Origin of the sequence: Franzmannia pantelleriensis (genome assembly GCF_900102875.1) — a bacterium.
In the GTDB taxonomy this organism is placed as follows: Bacteria; Pseudomonadota; Gammaproteobacteria; order Pseudomonadales; family Halomonadaceae; genus Franzmannia; species Franzmannia pantelleriensis.
Map to the genome: position 1 here is coordinate 25,657 of NZ_FNGH01000011.1, position 21,778 is coordinate 47,434.

Below are 21,778 nucleotides of genomic sequence, written 5' to 3' on the forward strand. Positions count from 1 at the left end.
TAGGGCAGGTCGCTGCCCAAGGAGGCATTCACGCCAAACAGAATGGACGTCGAGGCAATACTACGGCATGGATCCCACTACTGTACGTGCCTTATAACAACACAATCGAGGTAATCCGGATGAACGCTACGCTCAAGACCTTCCGCAAGGCCCGCCGGCTGCTACCGATTTCGGTGCTGGCGATCGGCAGTATCACCGCTGGTTTCGCCCAGGCCCAGGAGTCACTCAACATCGGCGCCGTACCCACCGGCACTGGCTGGTTCTTTGGCATCTCTGAAGGCGCCCGGGTGATAAGCGCCAACACCCCCTACGAGATCTCCGTTCGCGAGACGGGCGGCACCCGCGAGAATGCCATCCGCCTGGGACGTGATGAACTGGACCTGGCCTTCACTGAGGCACTGGTCGGCTACGAGATGTACAACGGCGTTGGCCGCTTTGAGGATACGCCCAACGAGAATGCCCGCCTGATCTACTGGATTGCGCCCTCGACCATGCACTGGGCGGTGCGCCAGGACTCCAATATCGAGACCTTCGAAGACCTCAATGGCCAGCGCTTCAACCCCAGCAGCATCGGCGGCGGCGGTGAGTACATCACCGAGCTGGTGTTCGATATCCTCGGTGTCGAGCCTGACTTCCAGCGCATGCGCATCGACGACGCCGCCGAAGGCGTGATCGATGGGCGTCTGGTGGGCTTCAGCTACAATGGCGTGCCGCCGATCCCGGCCTTCACCGAGGTGCATTCTTCGCGGCCGCTGCAGCTGCTGTCGCTGTCTCAGGAGCAGCTCGACATGGTCACCGAGGAGCTGCCGTTCCTGGCACCGTCGGTGATTCCGGCCGGTACCTATCGCGACATGGAAGAGGCCACCTCGTTGGGCATCTACATGGGTGTGGCCGCCAATGCCAGCCTCGGCGACGATATCGTCTATGAGATCACCAAGGCTTACTGGGAGAACCATGAGCAGGTGGCGTCGTCCTTTGCCCCCGCCGATGGGGTGACCCCACAGGACGTGATCGACAATGCGACCTTCCCGCTGCATGCCGGCGCCCTGCGCTACTATCAGGAACTCGGGCTGGAGATCCCTGATGAGGTGATCCCACCCGAGGCGCAGTAAACGCCACCACTGCTTCGTCGACGGCATGGCCGTCGGCGGGGTTCGCTTGATCACATCCATTCGTCGTCGGCGGCCCAGGGCCGCCGGCGTAGGAGTTGGTTAATGGATACGCCTCGAGAGCAGCAGGTTGTCGAGAAATATTCCGAGGATTCCGGTAAGCGCAAGCTGACCGGCATCTGGTTCCTGGTCATGCGCATCACAGCCGTGTCCATGGCACTGTTTCATCTTTATGCGGCGGTCACCGGTGCCGTCAATACCCAGAATGCCATCCACTTGATGTTCGCCATTCCGCTGATTTTCCTGGCCTACACCTGCCGGGTGAGGGACAGCGAGCGGCTACCATGGTATGACGTGATCCCGGTGGTGATGGGGGTGGCGATCAGCGCCTACTACATCTATCACTTTGACCGCATTCTCTACGATCTCGGCTATTTGATGCCGACGACTGCGGATCTGTTCTTCGGTATCGCCGCCATCCTGTTGCTGCTGGAAGCGTGTCGGCGGGCCATCGGGCTGGCATTCCCGATACTGGTGCTGGTAGCGCTTGCATACGCTTATTTCGGGCGCTATCTGCCCGGCGTGTGGGGCCACGGCGGCTACGGCTGGGCAGACCTGGTGGCGACCTTCTACATGAGTCCCACCGGCATCTACGGCAGCTTGATGCGCACCTCGTCGACGGTGATCGTGATCTTCATCATGTTCGGCGCGCTGCTGGTCACCACCGGCGGCGGCGATACCTTCATGCGCCTCTCCAATGCCGCCACCGGGCGCATGTCCGGTGGGCCGGCCAAGGCGGCGACCCTGTGCAGTGCGCTGTTCGGCAGCATCAGTGGCAGTACCGCAGCCAACGTGGCCACCACCGGGGTGTTCACCATTCCGCTGATGAAGAACAACGGCTATAGCCCGCGCTTTGCCGCGGCCACCGAGGCGTCGGCGTCCACCGGCGGGCAGATCCTGCCACCGATCATGGGCGCGGCGGCCTTTGTCATGGCCGACGTGATCTCCACCAGCTACCTCGAGATCATCGGCGCGGCACTGATCCCGGCGCTGCTGTTCTATCTGGCGATCTGGATGAGCGTGCACTTCGAAGCCAAGCGGCTGGGCCTCAATCCGGTTCCCAAGTCGCAGCGGCCGACCCTGCGCGAGGGGCTGTTCAATATCGAGACCCTGGTGGTGCCGATTGCCGTGCTGGTGACCATGCTGGTGCTGCGCTATACCCCGACCACCGCGGCAGTGGCCGCCTACTTCACGGCGGTGTTCATCTATCTCTTCTCGTGGCGCAGCCCGGGCACGCTATGGGAGCGCATCAAGTCGCTGCCGGCGGCACTCGAGGCCGGGGCAATGACCGCAGCCATGATCGCGGTGATCATCGGCAGCGTGGCGATCATCGCCTCGGTGATCAGCCTTACCGGCCTGGGGCTCAAGGTCTCCTCGGTGATCCTGGTGGTCAGCGGCGGCGATGTCTTGATCACCCTGGTCCTGGCGATGGTGGTGGCGATCATTCTCGGCATGGGGCTACCCACGGTGGCTGCCTATATGCTGGCGGCCTCGGTAGTGGCGGCGGCGTTCATCGAAGCCGGCTTGCCGAGTCTCTCGTCTCATCTGTTCATCCTCTACTTCGCGATTCTCTCCGGGGTGACGCCGCCGGTGGCGTTGGCGGCCTATATCGGCGGGGCGATCGCGGGGTCGCACTGGTTCAAGACCGCGCTGACGGCCACCAAGATCTCGCTGGGCGGCTTCCTGATTCCCTATATGTTCATTTACCACCCGCCGCTGCTGGGCAACGGCACGCCGCTGGAGATCGCGCTGGCGGTTGGTTCCGGGGTATTGGGGATCATCGCCCTGGCCGGCTCGACCATCGGCTACTTCCTGCGGCCCTGCAGTTGGCTCGAGCGCGGGCTGCTGTTGGCCGCGGCGCTGATGTTGATCACCGGCCAGCTGGTCACCGACGTGATCGGCATCGTGCTGATCGTTGGCCTGTTTGGCTGGCAATATCGCCACCATCGGGCGACGCTATCTCGCTCCTCCTCACCAGCAGCCGGCAAGGAACCCGCGCAATGAAGATCGTGATCCCCGACGACTATCAAGACGTAGTACGCACCCTGAACGCCTTCGGCAAGCTCGAGGGCCATGAGGTGACGATCCACCACGACACCCTGACCGATCTCGATGCGTTGGCCGAGCGCTTCAAGGACGCCGAGGCGCTGGTGTTGATCCGTGAGCGGACCTGGATCACCGAGGCGCTGCTGGCCAGGCTGCCCAAGCTGCGCTACATCAGCCAGACCGGCGGTGGGGCGGCGCATATCGATCAAGACGCCTGCGCGCGCCACGGGGTCAAGGTAGTGACCGGTACCGGCTCGCCGGTGGCCGCTGCCGAACTGACCTGGGGGCTAGTGATGGCGGCGACACGGCATATTCCGCAAGAGGTCGAGAACCTCAAGGCGGGGCGCTGGCAGCGCACCCTGGGCACTGGCCTCAAGGGGCGCACCCTGGGTATTTTCGGCTATGGCAAGATTGGCAAGCTGGTGGCTGGCTACGGCCAGGCCTTCGGTATGCCCGTGCTGGTGTGGGGCCGTGAGGGCACCCGCCAGCGTGCCGCCGAGGCGGGGCTCGAGGTTGCCACCAGCCAGGACGAGCTGTTCGCCCGCAGCGACGTGCTCAGCCTGCATCTGCGTCTCAACGACGACACCCGCGGCATCGTCGGCGCGGAGCATCTTGCGCTGATGCCCCCCGAGGCGGTGTTGATCAACACCAGCCGCGCCGAGCTGATCGCCTCCGGGGCGCTGGAGGCAGCGCTGCGCGCTGGCCGTCCCGGACGCGCCGGCATCGATGTCTTCGAGCAGGAACCGCTGTTCGAGCATCCCATGCTGGCCCTGCCGGGGCTGGTGGCCACGCCGCACCTGGGCTACGTCGAGAAGGATAGTTACGAGCTCTACTTCGGCGATGCCTTCGACAACCTGCTGGCCGCCGCCAACCAGTGAGGAGGGGCACCATGAGCCATCGCAACGACCGTCTCGATCCCCAGGGAATCGCCGCACGCCGCGAGGTGCTGGGGGATGCCTACGTCGACCGTTCGCTGGACGGCGCCGACGACTTCAGCTGGCCGCTGCAGGAGTTGGTGACCCGCAACTGCTGGGGCGACATCTGGACCCGTGAGGGCCTGCCGCGGCAAACCCGCAGCCTGGTCAACCTGGGCATGATGGTGGCCCTCAATCGCCCCCATGAGCTCAAGATTCACCTCAAAGGCGCGCTCAATAACGGCTGCACGCCAGCGGAGATCCGCGAGGTGCTGCTGCAGAGCGCCGCCTACTGTGGCTTCCCGGCGGCCATCGACGGCTTTCGGGTGGCCCGCGAGGTACTCGCCGAGGAGGGCATTGAGTTTCGCGACGGTGAGTGATCTAGTGCGTCTACAACAACCAACGCTAATAGGAGATCGCCTATGCACCTCACAGCATTCCCGCAGCGGCTACGTCGCCACCTGGGCACGGCGCTGATGTCCACGGCCCTGGTCGCCGCTACGCCGGCGCTGGCCGGCGAGTCATTGAGTATCGGCGTGGCGCCCAGCGCCAGCGGCTGGTACTTCGGCTATTCCGAAGTGTCGCGTATCGTCAGCGCTGCCACCGACCACGAGATCTCGGTACGCGAGACCGGCGGCTCGCGGGAGAACGCCATTCGCCTGCTCGGCGGTGAGATCGACCTGGCGCTGATCGATGCCATTGGCGCCTACGAGGGCTATCACGGCGAAGGCCAGCAGACCGACCACCACAACCCGGACATGCGGGTGATCACCTGGGTGGCACCCTCGACCATGCACTGGGCGGTGCGCCAGGATCGCAATATCGACACCTTCGAGGACCTCGAGGGCGAGCGCTTCAACCCCAGCAGCATCGGCGGCGGCGGCGAGTACATCACCGACATGGTGTTCGAAGTGCTCGGCATCCAGCCGGATTTCCAGCGCATGCGCATGGATGATGCCGCCGAGGCGGTGGTCGACGGGCGTATCGTCGGCTTCAGCTATAACGGCGTGCCACCGATCCCAGCCTTTACCGAGGTGCACTCGTCGCGGCCGCTGCATATCCTGTCGTTCAGCGACGAACAGCTCGAGGCGGTAACCGAGGCGCTGCCGTTCCTGTCACCGGCCACCATCCCCGCCGAGACCTATCGTGACATGCCCGAGGCCACTACCCTGGGCACCTTTATCGGCATCGTCGCCAACAGCAGCATGAGCGAGGAGACCGCCTACGACCTGACCCGTGCCTACTGGGAGAACGTCGAGGCCATCGCCGAGAGCTTTGCGCCGGTGGAGGGCATGACCGCGCAGATCGCCCTCGACAACACCACCACACCGCTGCACCCCGGTGCGCTGCGCTACTATCAGGAGGCCGGTCTGGAGATTCCCGACGCGGCCATGCCTCCCGAAGCCCAGTAAGCTGCTCACCTCCCGTCGACCGCAGCAGGCCGCCTTTGGGCGGCCTGCTGCTATCCGGGGTTATCGCAGCGGGTCGATGTAGCGCTTAGGCTTGTCGCAAGCGTCTGGCCGGTAGGGAAGCATGGGCAAGTTCATTGTGTTGTTGATCATCGCTGTGGCGGTGTCCGCGGTGCATCAGCGCGTCTGGGAGGCAGTGCCTGCGCACTGGGCGCCTTGGGATCCCCTGGCGGTGGATGATCCGCTGACGCCGGTCAGCAAATGGAAGCTGCGCCAGCTGGCCGACGACCGCCAAGGCTGCCTGGCGGCGCTGGAGACGGTGCCGGATGGCGAGTTCGCCTATACCGCGCTGGACGATCATGAGCCGGTGGAGGGGTGTCCGCTGGAAAACGTGGTGCGGGTACAGAGCAGCAGCGTCGACTTCAATGCCAGCTTCGTGGCGACCTGTCCGTTGGCGCTGGCCTGGGTGATCTATGAGCGGCAGCGACTGCAGCCCGCCGCCGAGGAGGTGTTCGGCAGCCAGCTGACCAGTGTCGAGCACTACGGCAGCTACAGCTGCCGCAACGTCTACGGCCGCGAAACCGGGCGCCTGAGCGAGCATGCCACCGCCGAGGCGCTCGACGTGGCAGGATTCGGGTTTGCCGATGGGCGACGAGTGACGCTGCTAGGCGACTGGGACGACGACGACGAGGCGGGGGCCTTTCTGCGCGAGGCACGGGACGGCGCCTGCGACATCTTCGGCAACGTGCTGGGGCCGGACTACAACGCCGCGCATGCCGACCATTTTCATTTCGGCATGCGCGGCTTCCGGCTGTGCCGCTAGGGCGATCCTAGCGGGGGTTACTGGCGGAGATCGATATCCTCCTTGCTCATGGTGTGCCCTCTACACCTTTGAGGAGATTAAGCGGCGAGACAATGAACGATCACGCCGGCGGCTGCTGAAATAGCATGAACTGGCGGAAGAGCTCTGCCTGGCTGCTGATGTTGAGACGTGTGTAGAGGCGCTTGCGGTGGTTCTTGACCGTGCCCTGGGTAATGCCCAGCTGGCGGGCGATTTCCGGTGAGCTGTGCCCCCGCAGGATCAGCCAGGCCACCTCGCGCTCACGGTCGCTGAGCACGTCGCGACCGAAATCGTGCAACTGGCTGGGCGCCTGGTCGTCGGCGCTTGGGAGATGCAGGCTGCTGGCCAGCCAGAACTGCCCGATCAGCGACTCCAGCAGGGGGAAGAGATAGGTCAGCAGGGCCAGGACCTCTTCCGCTGCCGGCGCCGGCGACGGACGATAGAAGCCGAACGAGAGCGACAGGCACGCCTGTTCGGTGAGTGGAAAGAAGGCACCCGCCTCGTCGTGGAGGCCCAAATCCCGATAGTAGGTCGCGAAGTAGTCGCTGTCGCGAAAGCCGCTGGGGGCCAGCTCGTCAAGCGACCATACGCCACTGGCGCGGTGCCGCTCCCAATGCTGGAAGATCGGATCAAGCAGGTACATGCGCTCCACGTAAGGCACCAGCACGCGCTGATAGCGGGTGGCCTCCAGGTTATGAGCCAGTATCGAGGGGCGGCCCTGGGCGGAGAAGTGGAACACCGCATGGCTGATGCCGGGGAAGTAGGCGGCCAGTACCTCGCCAAGACCGTCGAGAAAGTCCGGCGAACGCACCTGTGCCGCCAGCTTGGCGACGGGGGCCAGGCTGGCGGGCGGCGTGGCCGGGTGACGGGAGGCGTTCATGGCGCCTGCAGGGGGTAGCCCGGCATCTAGCGAATGTCCTCGAGGAGCGCGGCGGCCTGGTCGAGCCATGCTTGCTGGTGCGTCTGCAGCGTCTGTTGCCCCCAGCGGGCGATTTCGTCGTTCATCGGGTCGTGGGCCTCGGTCTGACTGCCGGCCAGGGTCTGGATGACCGCATGGCCGCAGAAGGGCACATAGCCTGCCGAATAGCCGCCCTCATGGACCATGACCAGGCGCCCGGCGCAGAGGCGTTCGGCGCTATCCAACAGCTTCTGGGTCATGGTCGCATAGGTGCTGCTATTGAGCAGCATGCAGCCGAGGGGGTCCATGGCGCTGGCGTCGAAGCCGCAGGCCACCACGATCAGCTCGGGACGATAGCGCTCCAAGGCCGGGATCACCACCTGGTCGAGGGTGGCCAGGTAGGTGCCGATGCCGCTACCCGCGGGCAGCGGCACGTTGAGGGTATAGCCGACCCCGGCGCCTTGGCCGCGCTCGCTGCGGTGACCGCTGTCGGGAGGGTAGTTGTTGTCGTGGTGCAGCGAGATGGCCAGCACGTCGTCGCGTGCCCAGAAGGCCTGCTGGGTGCCATTGCCGTGGTGAACGTCCCAGTCGATCACCGCTACCCGGCGCAGCGGATGGCGCGCCATCATCGCCATGATCGCCACCGGGATATTGCCGAGCAGGCAGAAGCCCCGACCGCGGTCGCGCTCGGCATGGTGGCCGGGGGGGCGGCACAATGCATAGGCGTTGTCGCAGCGGCCGCTGAGCACCGCGTCCATGGCGATCATCGCCTGCCCGGTGGAGCGCCGGGCGATGGTATAGCTGTCCTTGCGCAGCGGAGCACAGTCGCCGGCATCGCCGAAACCGTGGTCGCTCATTTCCGCCAGGCGGTCAAGGTAGGCGGGAGTATGGAAGCGCAGCAGGTCCTCCTCGCTGGCCGGCTCGCCCTTGAGCGGCACCAGCTCATCGATCAGGCCGCTCATTTCCAGCAGGTTGCGCAGCCGCCGTTTGGTTTCCGGATGCTCGGCGGCCGGCGCGGGTTGCACGAACTCTCCCGGGGAATCGAAGATCGCGCTGGGGCCAGCATCGTGCCACATGCAGTGTTCGTGAAAGGCAAATCCGGTGCGTGGCATGGTGGGGCTCCTCAAGCCAGAACGATGAACAGCAGCGCGCTAATGGCAGCGGCAATCAGCACGTAGGGCAGCTGGGTCAGGGCGTGCTGCAGGGGCGTCACGCTGCAGCCGCGGGCGCTGAGTACCGTGGAGTCGCCGAAGAAGCAGGCGTGGGAGCCGAAGGCGCCGGCCGAGATCATGGCGCCCAAGGTCAGCGGCAGCGAGGCGTCGGTGGCGAGCGCCAGCGGCACCACGATCGGGAAGGCGATGGCGTAGATGCCCCAGAACGAGCCGGTGGCGAACGCGATGCCGGCCAGGATCAGAAAGGTGATCGCCGGCAGCCATTGGCCGGCCATGATCGGCATGACCCAGTCGATCAGCGTCTCGGCCAGGCTCAGCTGCTCGTTGACATCCTGCAGGATGAAGGCGGCGAAAACGATGCCCAGCGGCACCAGCATGAACTGCAGGCCCTTGATGATCTCGTCGAACAGGCGGTTGAGCGGTGCCATGTCCTGGGCCACGTAGAGCCCGAGGGTTACCAACAGGGCGAAGGCCACGCCGATCAGGGCGTCGATCTCGAACCACCAGGTGGCGAAGATCAGCGTTGCCATCGGCAGCAGGAAATTGACCAGGCGGGCGGGACGCTGGGTGAACTGCTCGGGATTCTGCTCTTCGTTGCTTTCGGGCACACGCTCTTCGTCGCCCTGTTCGGCACGCTTCATCTTGCCCAGTGCCGGGACGATGCCCGCCGCGACCAGCAGCACCACGATCAGCGCCACCCAGGGGTAGAAGAGATAGGGAATCAGGGTCAGGTAGTAGCTGAAGCCTTGACCGGTCTCGGCGACATCGTGGCTCTCGAGCAGCCCCGAGAGATAGATCGCCCAGGTCGAGAAGGGGATGATCAGGCAGATGGGAGCCGCGGTGGAGTCGACGATATAGGCCAGCATCGAGCGCGAGATCTTGAGCTTGTCGGCCAGTCGCTTCATCGCCGCGGAGACGGTCATGGCATTGAGGTAGTCATCGATGAAGATCAGTATCCCGAGCCCGACGCTGCCGAGCAGCGCGCTGCGGCGGGTGGTGAAGTGGCGTCCGGCGGCGCGACTGAACGCTTCCGTACCACGCGCGAAGTGCAGCAGGCCGATCAGGCTGCCGAGGAGGCCGCAGACCAGGATGATCCAGCCCATGGTGGGATCCTGCATCACGTTCAGGCCGCTGACCGCCATGTCCTGCACGGCGGTCGTCGGCGACAGCATGATGAAGCCGCTCAGCGCACCGGCCAGCAGGGCCTCCAGGGTGCGCCGCGTCAGCAGCGCCATGCTGATGACCACCGCGGTGGGCAGTAGGCTGTAGAGGCCGTAGTCGCTGTCGTCGATCAGTACGAAACCGCTGAGGCTTGCGGCCAGCACCACCGCGAGGAACAGCAGGCCGCCCTTGGTGGCACCACCGAAGGGTTGGGAATGGGCGGCAGGGCCCGAGGGGGAGTGTGACATGATGAATTACCTTTGTTGTTGTCGATAGCCCTATTGGTAGCACCGCAGCAAACTGCCCTGCATTGTCCCCAAGGGGATAATGTGAGGTCAGGGGCGCGGCTGCTGCTGGGTGATGCAGTGGATATTGCCGCCGCCGAGCAGGATTTCCCGGGCCGGCACGCCGATCACCCGCTTATCGGGGAAGCGTCCCTGGAGGATCGCCTTGGCCGCTTCGTCATGAGCGGGGTCGAGCAGTGGCATCACGACCGCGGCATTGGCGATGTAGAAGTTGACGTAGGAGGCTGCCATGCGGTCGCCTGGACGCCGCGGGTGCGAGCTGTCGAGATGGTCCAGGCCGCTGGCTTCATCCTCGGCGATACGCAGCGGGCCGGGCTGGGGTAGCTTGTGCACGGTCAGCGGCCGGCCCTTGGCGTCGCTGGTGCCCTCCAGCACCGCTAGCGCCTCGCGGCAGATGGCATGCATCGGGTCGCGGGTATCGTCGCACCAGCTCAATGCCACTTGGCCCGGGGCGACAAAGCAGCAGAGGTTGTCCACATGGCCGTCGGTTTCGTCGCGATGACAGCCCCGCGGCAGCCAGATCACCTTGTCGACGCCCAGATAGTCGTGGAGCACCTGGGCCATCTCCTGTTGAGTGAGTTCCGGATTGCGGTTGGGGTTGAGCAGGCACTCTTCGGTGGTGATCAGGGTGCCCTCGCCGTCGACGTGCAGGGCGCCGCCCTCCAGCACTACCGGCGCGATGAAGCGCGGAATGCCGAGCATCTCGGCGATCTTGGCGCGGATGCGCTTGTCCTTGTCCCAAGGAAAGTAGAGGCCGCCGTCGAGCCCGCCCCAGGCGTTGAAGTCCCAGTCGACCATGGCCAGGCGCCCGTCGGCGTGGGTCACGAAGGTCGGTCCAACGTCACGCATCCAGGCGTCGTTGCTGGAGAGCTCCACCACACGGATGTGGGCGGGAAGCTGGTGGCGGGCATTCTCGAACTGGTCGTCGTTGACACCGACGAACACCGTCTCACTTTCGGCAATCGCGCAGGCCACCTCGACGAAGGCGCGCTGGGCGGGCTTGGCGCCGAAGCGCCAGGTATCGGGGCGCTGGGGCCAGAGCATCCAGCAGGCGTCGTGGGGGGCGAACTCGGCGGGCATGCGAAACCCCAGGGCAGCCGGTGGCGTGGTCTCCAGGGTGCGCTGTTTGGATAACGCGACGTTCATGTTGCACCTCACAGGTAGCCGTCGGCCTTGAGTGATGCCGTGACGGCGGTGAAGGCCTCGTCGAGAATGGCCACCACCCGATCCACGGTGGCGCGATCCCAGATCAAGGGGGGTGAGATGATATTGAGGTGGCCCACCGGACGGATGATCAGGCCGCGCTTCTGGGCCTCGGCGGCGACCCGGTCGCCGACCCGCGCCTCCACCGGCAGCAGCGCCTTGGTGGCCTTGTCGGCGACGTTTTCGATGGCCAGCATGAAATGGCTGCCTCTCACGTCGCCGACGGTGGCATGGCCCGAAAGCGTCTTGAGCTGCTGCTCCAGATAGGGGCCTACCTTGCGGACGTTGTCGCAGATGCCCTCGCGCTCGATGATCTCGATATTCTTCAGCGCCGCCGCGCAGCTCACCGGATGGCCGGAGTAAGTGAAGCCGGTGCTTAGCACGCCGCCCTTGCCCTGGGGCTTGCTGAGCACCTCGAAGAGGGCGTCGGAGATCAGGGTGGCGCCCAGCGGCGCATAGCCCGAGGAGAGGCCCTTGGCGCAGTTGATGATATCCGGCTGGGTATCGAAGACTGCCTCGGAGGCGAAGAAATGCCCCAGGCGACCGAAGCCGGTAACCACCTCGTCGGCGATGTACAGGATGTCATTGGCGCGGCACACCGCCTGGATGCGGGCGTGGTAGCCCTGTGGGGCCATCAGCACGCCGCCGGCGCCCATGATCGGCTCGGCGATGAAGGCGGCGATATTGTCGGCGCCGATCTCGTCGATGGTCTCCTCGAGCTCCTTGACCAGGTGATCGCAGTACTGTGCCTCGCTCATCCCCGCCGGGCGGCGATAGAGGTTGGCCTCGCTGAGATGGGTGACCAGGTGGTCGAGGGTATCGAAGTCCCAGTTGTTGCTTTCGATACCGGTCAGGCTCGCCGCCAGGTAGGTGGTGCCGTGATAGGCGTTGTTGCGCGACAGGATGCGCTTCTTGTTGGGCTTGCCCAGACGGTTGAAGTAGTAGTGCACCAGGCGAACGGTGGCGTCGTTGGCCGCCGAGCCGCCGCAGCTGTAGAAGACGTGGTTGAGGTGGGCCGGGGCCAGCTCGGCGAGCTTGGCGGCCAGCTCCGCCGCCGGGGCGTTGGAGAGGTTGTTGAAGGTAGAGAAGTAGGCCATGCGGGTGGCCTGGTCGGCCATGGCCTGGCCGATCTCGGCGCGGCCGTGCCCGACGTTGACGCACCACAGCCCGGCGATGCCGTCGATGAAACGGTTGCCGTGGACGTCTTCCACATAGATACCGTCGCTGTCGGTGATCAGGTCGCAGCCCTTCTCATGGAACAGGCTGTAGTCGGTGAAGGGGTGGATGAAATGATCCCTGTCCTTCTGCCACAGCGCCTGGGCATCGAGTGCCTGGTGATGGCGCTCGTGGCGGACGCGAGTCGGTGTCGTGGGCATGGTCGTGGCCTCGTCTGTTGTTATCGATACAAAGCAACAGACTATCCACGGGCGACCTGGCGGGAATATATCCCGATTGGGGTATGGTGACAGAAGAGGCCATCTTTCTAAGCTGGCGACACCCTATAACCACAATGCAGCGAGGCAAGCATGACGTATTCCATCGATGGGCAGCGACTGTGGGATTCGCTGATGGCCATGGCCGAGATCGGCCCCAGCCCCAATGGCGGCAGCCACCGCCTGGCGCTCACCGAAGAGGACGCCGCCGGTCGGCGCCTGCTGATCGAGTGGGCCGAGGCGCTGGGCCTTTCGCTGCGCGTCGACGGCGTCGGCAATATGTTCCTGCGCCGCGCCGGCCAGCGCGACGACCTCGATCCGATCGCTGTTGGCAGCCACCTGGATACCCAACCCAAGGGCGGGCGTTTCGACGGCGTGCTGGGCGTGCTGGCCGGCCTCGAGGCACTGCGCACCCTGGACGACCACGGCGTGGTTACCCAGCGGCCGCTGGAACTGGTGGTGTGGACCAACGAGGAGGGCAGTCGCTTCGCCCCGGCCATGGTCGCCTCCGGCACCTATGCCGGCGCGTTCAGCGTCGACTCGACGTTGGCGCGTCGCGACCGCGACGGCGTGACCCTCGGCGAGGCGCTCGCCGCCACTGGCTTCGAGGGCGACCTGCCGGTGGGCGAGCCGCGCCTGGCGGGCTTTCTCGAGCTGCATATCGAGCAGGGCCCGGTACTCGAGGAGAATCACGAGGCGATCGGGGTGGTCACCGGCGTGCAGGGCATGCGCTGGTTCGACGTTACGCTGCGCGGCCAGTCGTCCCATGCCGGCCCCACACCGATGAGCTACCGGCGCGACGCCCTGGCCGCTGCGGCCAGGCTTATCGACCGCCTCCAGGCCCACGCCCTGGCGGACGACAGCGGCCATACCAAGGTCACCTGTGGCACCCTTGAGATCGATGCCCCATCCCGCAACGTGGTGCCTGGCGAGGTGCGCCTCACCATCGACCTGCGGCATATCGACGAGGCCGAGCTCGACGCCCTTGAAGCGCGCTTCGAGGATGAACTGGTCGCCGCCGGCGAGGCCTTCGGCGTGGCGGCGCAGGGCGAGCGCATCTGGGCCTCGCCGGTGGTGGCCTTCGATGACGCCTGCATCGCTGCCGTCGAAGCCGCCGCCAAGGCCCGCGGGCTATCATACCGGCGCATGCTGAGCGGTGCCGGCCACGACGCCGTCTATGTCTCGCGGGTTGCTCCCACCTCGATGATCTTCATTCCCTGCCGCGATGGCATCAGCCATAACGAGGCCGAGTATTCGAGCCCGGAGCAGTGCGCCTTGGGCGCCCAGGTGCTGTGCGATGCGCTGATCGAGCTGGCCGACAAGGCATAGGCGCCCTAGAAGTGAATCGCCCCGGCATCTGCCGGGGCGCTTTACGTGTGCGGTATAGCAGTACTTCCTCAGTTCTGGAAATCGATGTTCTCGGCAGCCGCAGCGAGCGCCGCTTCGTTTTCGGCAAGAAATTCGCGGTATTCGTCACCGGCCAGGAAGTGAATGACCGAGCCGAACTCGTTCTCGATACGACGCTGGATCGCTTCGTTTTCAATCGCCTTGGCATAGGCGTCGGCGACGGTATCCAGGACCTCCTGGGGCGTGCCTTTAGGTGCGAAAATGCCTCGGTTGGTGGCGCTGGTGAGATCGACGCCGAGCTCTTGCAGGGTCGGTATCTCCGCATAGTTACTCAGGCGCTCGGCATGCGATACACCTAGTGGCTTGAGGATGCCCTCCTCGAAGAACGAGGCGCTCGATGGCATGTCGGCGTTGACGAAATCTATCTCCTCGGCCATCAAGGCGGAGATCTGCTCGGCGGTATCCTGGTAGCCGATGAAGCGGATGTCATCCATATCGACATCGAGGACGTCGAAGAGACGTGCCCAGTAGAAGTGGTCAACCGAAGATGGGGTCATGCCGAATCGCACCTGGCCCGGATTGTCGCGGATGTATGCCTGCATGTCGGAGGCGTCTTCGACCGGGTGGTCAGTATAGGTGATAGGCACCACTACGGTCTGCGTCAGCAAGGCTACCGGCTCGAAGGCGTCGTAGGAGTAGTCGACGGTTCCGGCCAGCTTGGACAATGCGATGGTGTCGTGGCTGCCGAGTAGGGTATAGCCGTCGGCCGTGGCTTCCTTGACGCTGCGCGAGCCAATCGTGGCACCGGCGCCCGCCATGTTGACCGGTACGATGGAGACGCCCAAGTGCTTCTCGGCTTCCTGGGAGACCAGCCGAAAGATCACATCCGTCGCCCCACCAGGCCCATAGGGGATGATCAGGCGGATATCCTGCTCTGGGTAGTCGGCTTGAGCGCTGCTGGCAATTGCCATGGAAGCCGTGATACCAACGGCAGCAAGCGTAAGTGTCAGTTTAGAAGGCATGATGTCAGTCCTTTCTTGGGTTTTAGTAGCGTGAGGATGACGTGGCCTATGACGCTGGAGACGCGTCGGCGGCGTTCGCTCTACGGGTCGGCATCTTGGCCGCCCTAGTTATTGTCGAGTCTCGATGCTACGAGCACCCGCAGCGCGAGTGGTATATCCCTATTGGGGTATGCAATGGGATGCGTGGCGTTTAGCCGCCGCGCTGCCGCGACACCAGCGCCACGTGGTCGAGGAACAACCGGAACAGCTGGGTCTGGCTGGAGACCGCCAAGCGCTGGTAGATGTGCTTGCGATGGACCTTGACGGTGCCGTCGCTGATTTCCAGCATGCGCGCCGCCGACTTGGTCGAGTGGCCAGCCAGCAGTAGCCGCACGATCTCCTGCTCACGGGCGGTGAGCGCCTCGCGGCCGAAGCTGGCAAAGGCCGCCTCCACCGGCTCGCGCTCGGCGAGATGCTGCTGGAACTGCCCGCCCTGCCACTTCCAGTACTCTTCCAGCAGGGCCTCGACCAGCGGGGCGAGGTGGCGCAGCGCCTGCAGGCCGCGGCGCGTCAGCGGCGGCGAATCGGCGGCGAAGCCCAGCGAGACCGCCATCACCACCTGCTCGTCGACCCGCGCGAACAGCCCTACCTCGTCATGTAGGCCCAGGGCGCGGTAGTAGCGGTGGTAGTAGTCGCTGGATTCGAAGCGATCCGGGGCCAGTTCGCGCAGGCGCAGGGCGCCGTGGTCGAGGCCGTCGCTCACCGCAGTAAAGAAAGGGTCGAGCAGGTAGGCTTCGCTCAAGTAGCGTTCGATGCCCTGTTCGCGCTTGGCCTCGGGGTAGTCGTCGTGAATCAATAGTGGCCGACGACGGCCGCGATAGGCGTTGATCAGGATGGTGTCGAAGCCCACCAGGTCACGTAGGCAGCGCTCCAGCGCCAACGGGAAGTCAGCGGCTGCCGCGCCGCGCAGCAGGCGCGCCAGCTGCTGATGCCAGGCGAGGCTGTCGGGGTGGGCGAGCAGGTCGATGTGGGGCATGTCGGGTCCGAGGGAGCACGTGAAGACGAACCTCGAGCGTACCACGACGGCGCTGGCCTCTTATCCTGGCGACACGCTTACTCTACACTCGAGACTGCTTGCCCGAGGGATAAGGACCACGAGCCGATGCTGGGATTTCTGCAGGGGTTTTCCTATGGACTGTTCATGACCTGCCTGCCATGGCTGTTGGTGGGGCTGGCCAATCCGCGTCTGGCGGTGCCGCTGGCGTCGCCCAATCGCTGGCAGGTCATCGCCCGCTACTGCCTGCTGTTCCCGTTCGTGAGTGTGCTGCTGTGGCTGACCTCGCTGTGGGGCGGTTTTTCACCGAGCTTGCTGGGCTGGCTGACGGGGCTGGGCGCCATCGCCGTGTCGCTGCCGCTGGAGCGTCGCCTTCGCGGCTGGTGGGCACGGCGTGGCGAGCGACGCCGCCAGGCCCAGTTGGCCCGTGAGGCCGAGCGCCAGCGGGCCGAGCAGGAGCGTAACGCCTATGAGAGCGGGGTCGCGGTGCTCGATCCGGCGCGGCCGCCTGCCGACGCCGATGATCTGGTGCGCGCGCTGTGCACGGCCAAGCAGCGTCTGCTCGACGTACATCGCCCGGATCTGGCCATTCAGGCAGACCGCCTCTTCAGCCGTTATCGTCATGTGATGAGCGTGCTTGGTGGGCGCTTCGAGCCTGGGGAGCTGGCCTTTGAGCGCTCCCGCGGTCTGGTCAGTGAGGTGTGCCTGGGGGCGGTGGACAACCTGACCTCGATGGCCTCCCAGGCCAGCGGCGTGGTAGGGGTGGATGAGGCCTTCGTGCGGCGGCGGCTGGCCAAGGAGGCGCAGCTCAGCGTCGAAGAGCGCGTGGCGCTCAAGCGGCGCCTGGAACTGCTCGAAAGCACCGAGCGGCGGCTCAAGCAGTTGGCCGCCCGCAACGAGTCGGCGCTGACCGTACTCGACGACACCGCCGTGGCCATGGCGCGCATCGAGACCCAGCGCCCCCAGGCCTCGCGCGGTACCGATCAGGCGCTGGAGGAACTGCGCCGCTTCGTCGACCGCGCCGAGCGTTACGGGCGCAACGCCGAGTGAGGTAATCTAGGCTGATAGCCGAGACGCAAGGAATGACCGCCATGAGCGAGCAAGACCCGCAGCGTTCACCGCTTTCCCTACCGCCGCTGGCCGACATCGAGCGCGAGCTCGACGAGGCCGAGACCCTCGATGCGGCACCCGGTGCCGAGGAGGCGCCGGCTGACCCTGAGCTCGAGGCCATGGCCGCGGCATTCGTCGATGACGTGCTGGCCGACGGCGAGGAGGCCGACCTGGCGCGCAAGCGACATGCCGTGGATGAGATGGGCCGCGAGCTGCAGCAGCAGGCCGCGCATCAGAGTGCCATGCTGCAGACCCCGCTGCGCAAGCTGGCCCACCAGGGCGATGACGGCGGGCCGGTGGCTCAGGCGCTTGTCGATCTGCGTGGCCGCATGCAGAGCCTCGACCCGTCCCAGCACCGCCTGGCGGCGAGTCCGCTGGACCGTGTTCTGGCGCTGGTACCCGGCGCCGGCAGCCGCCTGCAACGCTACTTCCGCAAGTTTGAGAATGCCCAGCAGGCGCTGGACGCGATCATTGCCGACCTCGAGGGCGGTCGCGACATGCTGTATCGCGACAACCTGACGCTGGGCGATGACCAGGAAGCGTTGCGTGCCTCCCTGGGCCAGCTCAACCGCCAGGTCGAGCTGGGCAGATTGATCGATGCGCGGCTGCAGCGGGCCATCGCCCAGCGCGATGCGCAGGACGAGCAGCGGCGCTTCGTCGAGGAGGAGCTGCTGTTTCCGCTGCGCCAGCGCGTCGTCGATCTCCAGCAGCAGCAGGCGGTGTGCCAGCAGGGCGTGCTGGCGCTGGAAGTGATCATCCGCAACAATCGCGAGCTGATGCGCGGCGTCGACCGGGCCATCAACGTCACCGTCTCGGCGCTGACGGTGGCGGTCACGGTCGCCCTGGCGATGGCCAACCAGCGGCTGGTGCTGGACCGCGTCGAGGCGCTCAATACCACCACCTCGCAGATGATCAGCGGTACCGCCAAGGCGCTGCGCCAGCAGGGCGTGGATATTCAGACCCGAGCGTCCTCGGCGATGCTCGACATGCAGGCGCTGGAGGAGGCGTTCGGGGATGTGATGGGGGCCATCGACGACCTTTCGCGCTATCGGCGTGAGGCGCTGCCGGCCCTCGATGCCCAGATCGACCGACTGGCACAGCTGGCCGAGCAAGGCGGTGCGGCGGTCTCGCGCTATCAGCGTGGCAACCGCGCCCAGCCGGGGGATGAGACGAGCGCCGACCCTGACGGTCCCTGAGCGTCAGCCTTGCCGGAAGTGCGCTCGGGCGTCGTGGAACGCCTTGCGAGCGAGCCCAGCGCCCTCCTCCAGGCCGCGGGCCAGTGAGTTGAACGTTGCCTCGCCGGCCCAGCGCAGGGCATCCAGGCGTACTTCCAGTTCTACCCGGCGGCGCTTGAGGCGCTCGAGGTCGTCGGCATAGCGGGTGCGGGCCTCGTCGCCGGCCTGGCGCGCCTTGGCGGCGAGAGCGTCGATCTCGGCATCGAGTCGTGCCAATGCCGCTTTCAAACGCGCGAAGAGGTCGTCCTCGGGGTGCATGATGGTGCTCCTCTCGATGTGAGCGGTCATATTGAGTTTAGCGTGTCCCCTGGCCTGCCTGCCATCGCCGAATGGCGCGCTCTATCATCGTGGTTCACACAGGAGATCCCCATGCTTGCTATCGAAGGGCTCGATCATCTGGTGCTGAGGGTGGTAGACCTCGAGACCATGCGTCGCTTCTACTGCGAGGTACTGGGCTGTGAAGTAGCTCGCGACAAGCCAGAGATCGGGCTGCTGCAGCTGCGCGCCGGCGATGCGCTGATCGACCTGGTGCCGGTGGATGGCCCGCTGGGCCGCCAGGGCGGCGCCGCGCCAGGCCGCGAAGGGCGCAACCTGGCGCATTTCTGCCTGCGCCTGACGCGCTTCGATGCCGCCGAGCTGAGCGCTCATCTGGCGGGTTATGGCGTCGAGCCCGGTGAGGTCAAGACCCGCTTCGGAGCCCGCGGGGAGGGGCCGTCACTGTATATCGACGACCCTGAAGGCAATACCGTCGAGCTCAAAGGGCCGCCCGATCCGGCCTAGCTTCACGCCTGAGGCTCGCCGCTGACGATGCGGTCGCGGCCGGCATGCTTGGCGCGATACAGCCGCTGATCGGCCAGGGCCAGCAGCTGCTCACGGTCGAGGGTACCCTCGACCGGCATGGCGCTGGCGATGCCGATGCTGGCGGTGACCCTCTCCGCTTCGGGATGCGGAAGCGCCAGGGCGTGAATCGCCTGGCGAATGCGCTCGGCGACCCGTTGCGCTGCCTCGAGGTCGGTATTGGCCAGCATGCACACGAACTCCTCACCGCCGTAGCGCGCCACCAGGTCTCCCGGCCGCGTGACTACCTCGGCCAGGGCGCTGGCCAGGGCGCGCAGGGTGTCATCACCCACGGCATGGCCGAATTGGTCATTGTAGGTTTTGAAGTGATCGACATCGAGGAAGATCACAGCCAGTGGCGTGCCCTCGATACGGCTCTTTTCCCAGCTGGCGGCGTAGACGTCATCGAAGCAGCGCCGGTTGGCGATCCCGGTGAGCCCATCGCGGGTCGAGATCTGGTGCAGTTGGTCGCGCTGCTCGAGACCGCGCTGAAAGGCGTTCAGCAGCTCATCGAGACTCTCGACCAGCTCTCCGAGCTCATCGTTGTGATGATGGCCGAGCGCGGGTTTCGGCCAGTCGCCGGGGCGCCGCGGGTCGGTGGCGGCAATCGCCGTATGCACCTTGAGCAGCGGCCGGGTGATGAAGACATGGAACACCGCTACCACCAGGGCGGCGATAGCGAAGGCCTTGATCACGCTGAGCAGGAACACCACCCGGCTGCGTTCGACGAAGGCGCTGCCCAGGCTATCCATCGCCAGGCGCAATTCGATTTCTCCCACGTGGCTCGCCGGGCTGCCCTGGCCGAGGTCGTAGTCGAGGCTGGCGCGGTAGTGAAGGATGTCGCCGAACAGGCGCTCGATCAGCCAGCCGGTCTGGCTGTCGCGGTTCAGCTCACGGCTGGCCATGACCCGCTCGAAGTCGTCGCGGATCACCACCTGCTGGACATTGCCGGCGGCAAACAGGCCATCGATGACCTGTGCGGCCAGGTCGGGATTGAGCTGGAACGCGGCTTCTGCGGCAGTGCCGTTGACCAGTTGAAGGCTGTATGCAGTCTGCTCGCGGACTTCGTCGCGCAGCGTGCGTACGTCCGAGGCCAGTTCCAGGGCGCCGGCAATGATGCTCAAGAAAATGGCGATCAGCAGGGTGAGACCGGCCTGCTTGGCGGTCAGACTGCGGCGCATCACGGTGCGACTCCCAGGGTATCGAGCACCTCGGCTTCGATGCGTGCATTGACCCCGGCACGGCGCTGATCGTCCAACGTGCGCTGCAGGTCGGAAAGGAAGGTGGCGGAGACAGACGGATGGCAGGCCAGATAGAGCTCGACGTCGTGGAAGTCGAACAGCTTGCGCAGTTCGACGTTGGCTTCGGCGGCAAGCACTCGGCCGGTGAGTTCGCCGGTGACCCAGACGTCGATTAGGCCCGCGGTGAGCCGCTGGATGTTGTCGCGCTCCTGGCTAGCCACGGTGATGGGGATACCGCGGGCCTCGACGTGCTGACCCACCGCGTCTTCACGAAAGCTGCCGACGGTCAGGCCGGCGAGCTCATCGAGGCCGTCGGCCATCAGTGGACTGTCGATGGTCACGAAGGCCGCCCAGCGATTGCTGGCCAGCGGGCCGACCCAGTTGAACTGCGCTTCGCGAGCGGGTGTGCGGCTGGTCGAGTAGGCACAGTGGTTGTCGCGCAGGCGCGCTTCGGTGATGGCGCGTGCCCAGGGCATTAGCCGGAAGCTGGCGCTGTGGCTGGTGTCGGCCAGGGCACGCTGCAGGATCCGTGTTGCCAGACCGTCGATCTGGCGGTCGCCATCCAGGTAGTTGAACGGCGGGTACTCCTCGGTGGTGAAGGTCACCTCGCTGCCGGTGAGCCGTGCCAGCTGGCCTTGCCGCTCGAGGGCGTCGAGCGCCGTTTGCATGGCTTCGACCAGGGCCGAGTCGGTGTCGCGGTGCACGGCGAAGTAGAGATCGGACTCGCTGAGGGTATACACCGGCTCGAAGTAGCGGGTGTCGATGTCGTGCTGTTCCATCAGCCAGAAGGCCACGTTCTGGCTGTAGGCCCACAGGTCGACGCGGCCGTGCTCGAGCATCTTCAGCGCGCTAAGATTGGAAATCGCCGGGCGCAGCTGGTCGTCGCTCACGCCACCTTCGATCAGGCGCTGGGCGCCGATGTCCTCGCGAATCACCGCGATACGGTAGTCCTGGGCGGCCAGGGCGTCGAGGTCGTCGAGGCGAATGCCGCTGTCGCGCCGTGCCAGCAGGGTGACGCTGTCGCGGGCGATCGGGCCGACCCATTGGAACAGCGCCTCGCGCTGTTCGGTGCGGGTCGTAGAAAACAGCACCGTATCCGGTTCGGTGAGAGCGATATCGTAGCCGCGTGCCCAGGGGAAGTAGCGCACGGCGTCGCGGTCGAGTGGGGTGTCGGTGGCCTCGAACAGGGCCTCGAGTACCTCGATGGCGATCCCCTCCAGGCGACCGTCATGGCGATAGTTGTAGGGCGGATACTCTTCGGTAATGAAGGTCAGCCGCTCCAGGGCGAGAGCCGAAGTGAGCGGCAGTATCAGGCACAGTGCCAGTATCAGCCTTGCTATCATGGGCGCGGTGTTCCCTGTCCGAGACGCATCCTGAAAGATGATGGCGGTCGCCATGTTCA

At 65.5% G+C, this 21,778-nt stretch carries 20 protein-coding genes; 10 read left to right on the plus strand and 10 right to left on the minus strand.

Going from position 1 to position 21,778, the window contains the following annotated elements:
* The first annotated feature begins 119 nt into the window (after window positions 1-119).
* The 6 genes from BLT16_RS14280 (at window position 120) to BLT16_RS14305 (ending at window position 6,361) form a co-directional block, all read left to right on the plus strand.
* Window positions 120-1,112 carry a TAXI family TRAP transporter solute-binding subunit gene (locus tag BLT16_RS14280; protein ID WP_089659190.1) on the plus strand — a complete coding sequence of 331 codons (993 nt, stop codon included), beginning with the start codon at window positions 120-122 and terminating at the stop codon, window positions 1,110-1,112.
* A gap of 102 nt (window positions 1,113-1,214) precedes the next feature.
* Complete coding sequence (locus BLT16_RS14285; protein ID WP_089659191.1) at window positions 1,215-3,173, plus strand: TRAP transporter permease; 1,959 nt, start codon at window positions 1,215-1,217, stop codon at window positions 3,171-3,173.
* Entirely contained in the window at window positions 3,170-4,093 is a 924-nt protein-coding gene (locus BLT16_RS14290) for a D-2-hydroxyacid dehydrogenase family protein (protein ID WP_089659192.1), read from the plus strand. Before BLT16_RS14285 ends, BLT16_RS14290 begins: the two co-directional genes overlap by 4 nt.
* An 11-nt stretch (window positions 4,094-4,104) precedes the next feature.
* A complete protein-coding gene (locus tag BLT16_RS14295) occupies window positions 4,105-4,509 on the plus strand; it encodes a carboxymuconolactone decarboxylase family protein (protein WP_089659193.1) in 405 nt (134 codons plus the stop codon).
* Window positions 4,510-4,551: 42 nt separating this feature from the next.
* On the plus strand, window positions 4,552-5,541 hold the full coding sequence (locus BLT16_RS14300) for a TAXI family TRAP transporter solute-binding subunit (protein ID WP_089659194.1): 990 nt from the start codon (window positions 4,552-4,554) through the stop codon (window positions 5,539-5,541).
* A 121-nt stretch (window positions 5,542-5,662) separates the two neighbouring features.
* Entirely contained in the window at window positions 5,663-6,361 is a 699-nt protein-coding gene (locus BLT16_RS14305) for an extensin-like domain-containing protein (protein ID WP_089659195.1), read from the plus strand.
* Window positions 6,362-6,461: 100 nt separating this feature from the next.
* Here BLT16_RS14305 and BLT16_RS14310 read toward each other — a convergent pair whose 3' ends face one another.
* From BLT16_RS14310 to BLT16_RS14330, 5 genes are all read right to left on the minus strand, one after another.
* Complete coding sequence (locus BLT16_RS14310; RefSeq protein ID WP_176817244.1) at window positions 6,462-7,259, minus strand: helix-turn-helix transcriptional regulator; 798 nt, start codon at window positions 7,257-7,259, stop codon at window positions 6,462-6,464.
* A gap of 26 nt (window positions 7,260-7,285) precedes the next feature.
* Window positions 7,286-8,389: a class II histone deacetylase gene (locus BLT16_RS14315; RefSeq protein ID WP_089659197.1), complete on the minus strand. Its 1,104-nt coding sequence runs from the start codon at window positions 8,387-8,389 to the stop codon at window positions 7,286-7,288.
* Between the two features lie 11 nt (window positions 8,390-8,400).
* Window positions 8,401-9,858, minus strand: coding sequence for a Na+/H+ antiporter NhaC family protein (locus BLT16_RS14320; protein ID WP_089659198.1), 1,458 nt, complete (start codon window positions 9,856-9,858; stop codon window positions 8,401-8,403).
* A gap of 87 nt (window positions 9,859-9,945) precedes the next feature.
* Window positions 9,946-11,061, minus strand: coding sequence for an agmatine deiminase (aguA, locus tag BLT16_RS14325; RefSeq protein WP_089659199.1), 1,116 nt, complete (start codon window positions 11,059-11,061; stop codon window positions 9,946-9,948).
* Window positions 11,062-11,069: 8 nt separating this feature from the next.
* On the minus strand, window positions 11,070-12,494 hold the full coding sequence (locus BLT16_RS14330; RefSeq protein WP_089659200.1) for an aminotransferase: 1,425 nt from the start codon (window positions 12,492-12,494) through the stop codon (window positions 11,070-11,072).
* 150 nt (window positions 12,495-12,644) lie between these two features.
* Here BLT16_RS14330 and BLT16_RS14335 point away from each other — a divergent pair, with 150 nt between their 5' ends.
* The gene (locus BLT16_RS14335; RefSeq protein WP_089659201.1) at window positions 12,645-13,880 is read left to right on the plus strand and encodes a M20 family metallo-hydrolase; all 1,236 of its coding nucleotides are present in this window, start codon (window positions 12,645-12,647) and stop codon (window positions 13,878-13,880) included.
* Window positions 13,881-13,948: 68 nt separating this feature from the next.
* On the opposite strand, the gene BLT16_RS14340 is transcribed toward BLT16_RS14335, so the two are convergent.
* Both BLT16_RS14340 and BLT16_RS14345 read right to left on the minus strand, forming a co-directional pair.
* On the minus strand, window positions 13,949-14,920 hold the full coding sequence (locus BLT16_RS14340) for a Bug family tripartite tricarboxylate transporter substrate binding protein (RefSeq protein WP_245701683.1): 972 nt from the start codon (window positions 14,918-14,920) through the stop codon (window positions 13,949-13,951).
* A 190-nt stretch (window positions 14,921-15,110) separates the two neighbouring features.
* Window positions 15,111-15,935 carry a response regulator transcription factor gene (locus tag BLT16_RS14345; protein WP_089659203.1) on the minus strand — a complete coding sequence of 275 codons (825 nt, stop codon included), beginning with the start codon at window positions 15,933-15,935 and terminating at the stop codon, window positions 15,111-15,113.
* 126 nt (window positions 15,936-16,061) lie between these two features.
* On the opposite strand from BLT16_RS14345, the gene BLT16_RS14350 reads away from it, so the two are divergent.
* Window positions 16,062-17,003, plus strand: a complete 942-nt coding sequence (locus BLT16_RS14350; protein ID WP_089659204.1) for a cobyrinic acid a,c-diamide synthase — start codon at window positions 16,062-16,064, stop codon at window positions 17,001-17,003.
* Window positions 17,004-17,044: 41 nt separating this feature from the next.
* Window positions 17,045-18,259 carry a toxic anion resistance protein gene (locus BLT16_RS14355; RefSeq protein WP_089659205.1) on the plus strand — a complete coding sequence of 405 codons (1,215 nt, stop codon included), beginning with the start codon at window positions 17,045-17,047 and terminating at the stop codon, window positions 18,257-18,259.
* 3 nt (window positions 18,260-18,262) lie between these two features.
* On the opposite strand, the gene BLT16_RS14360 is transcribed toward BLT16_RS14355, so the two are convergent.
* Window positions 18,263-18,556 carry a sll1863 family stress response protein gene (locus tag BLT16_RS14360; protein WP_089659206.1) on the minus strand — a complete coding sequence of 98 codons (294 nt, stop codon included), beginning with the start codon at window positions 18,554-18,556 and terminating at the stop codon, window positions 18,263-18,265.
* Window positions 18,557-18,667: 111 nt separating this feature from the next.
* Here BLT16_RS14360 and BLT16_RS14365 point away from each other — a divergent pair, with 111 nt between their 5' ends.
* Window positions 18,668-19,078, plus strand: a complete 411-nt coding sequence (locus BLT16_RS14365) for a VOC family protein (RefSeq protein WP_089659207.1) — start codon at window positions 18,668-18,670, stop codon at window positions 19,076-19,078.
* 2 nt (window positions 19,079-19,080) lie between these two features.
* On the opposite strand, the gene BLT16_RS14370 is transcribed toward BLT16_RS14365, so the two are convergent.
* Window positions 19,081-20,316 carry a GGDEF domain-containing protein gene (locus tag BLT16_RS14370; RefSeq protein ID WP_089659208.1) on the minus strand — a complete coding sequence of 412 codons (1,236 nt, stop codon included), beginning with the start codon at window positions 20,314-20,316 and terminating at the stop codon, window positions 19,081-19,083.
* Window positions 20,316-21,719: a substrate-binding periplasmic protein gene (locus BLT16_RS21045; protein WP_089659209.1), complete on the minus strand. Its 1,404-nt coding sequence runs from the start codon at window positions 21,717-21,719 to the stop codon at window positions 20,316-20,318. The genes BLT16_RS14370 and BLT16_RS21045 overlap by 1 nt, the downstream gene beginning before the upstream one ends.
* Window positions 21,720-21,778 lie beyond the last annotated feature (59 nt).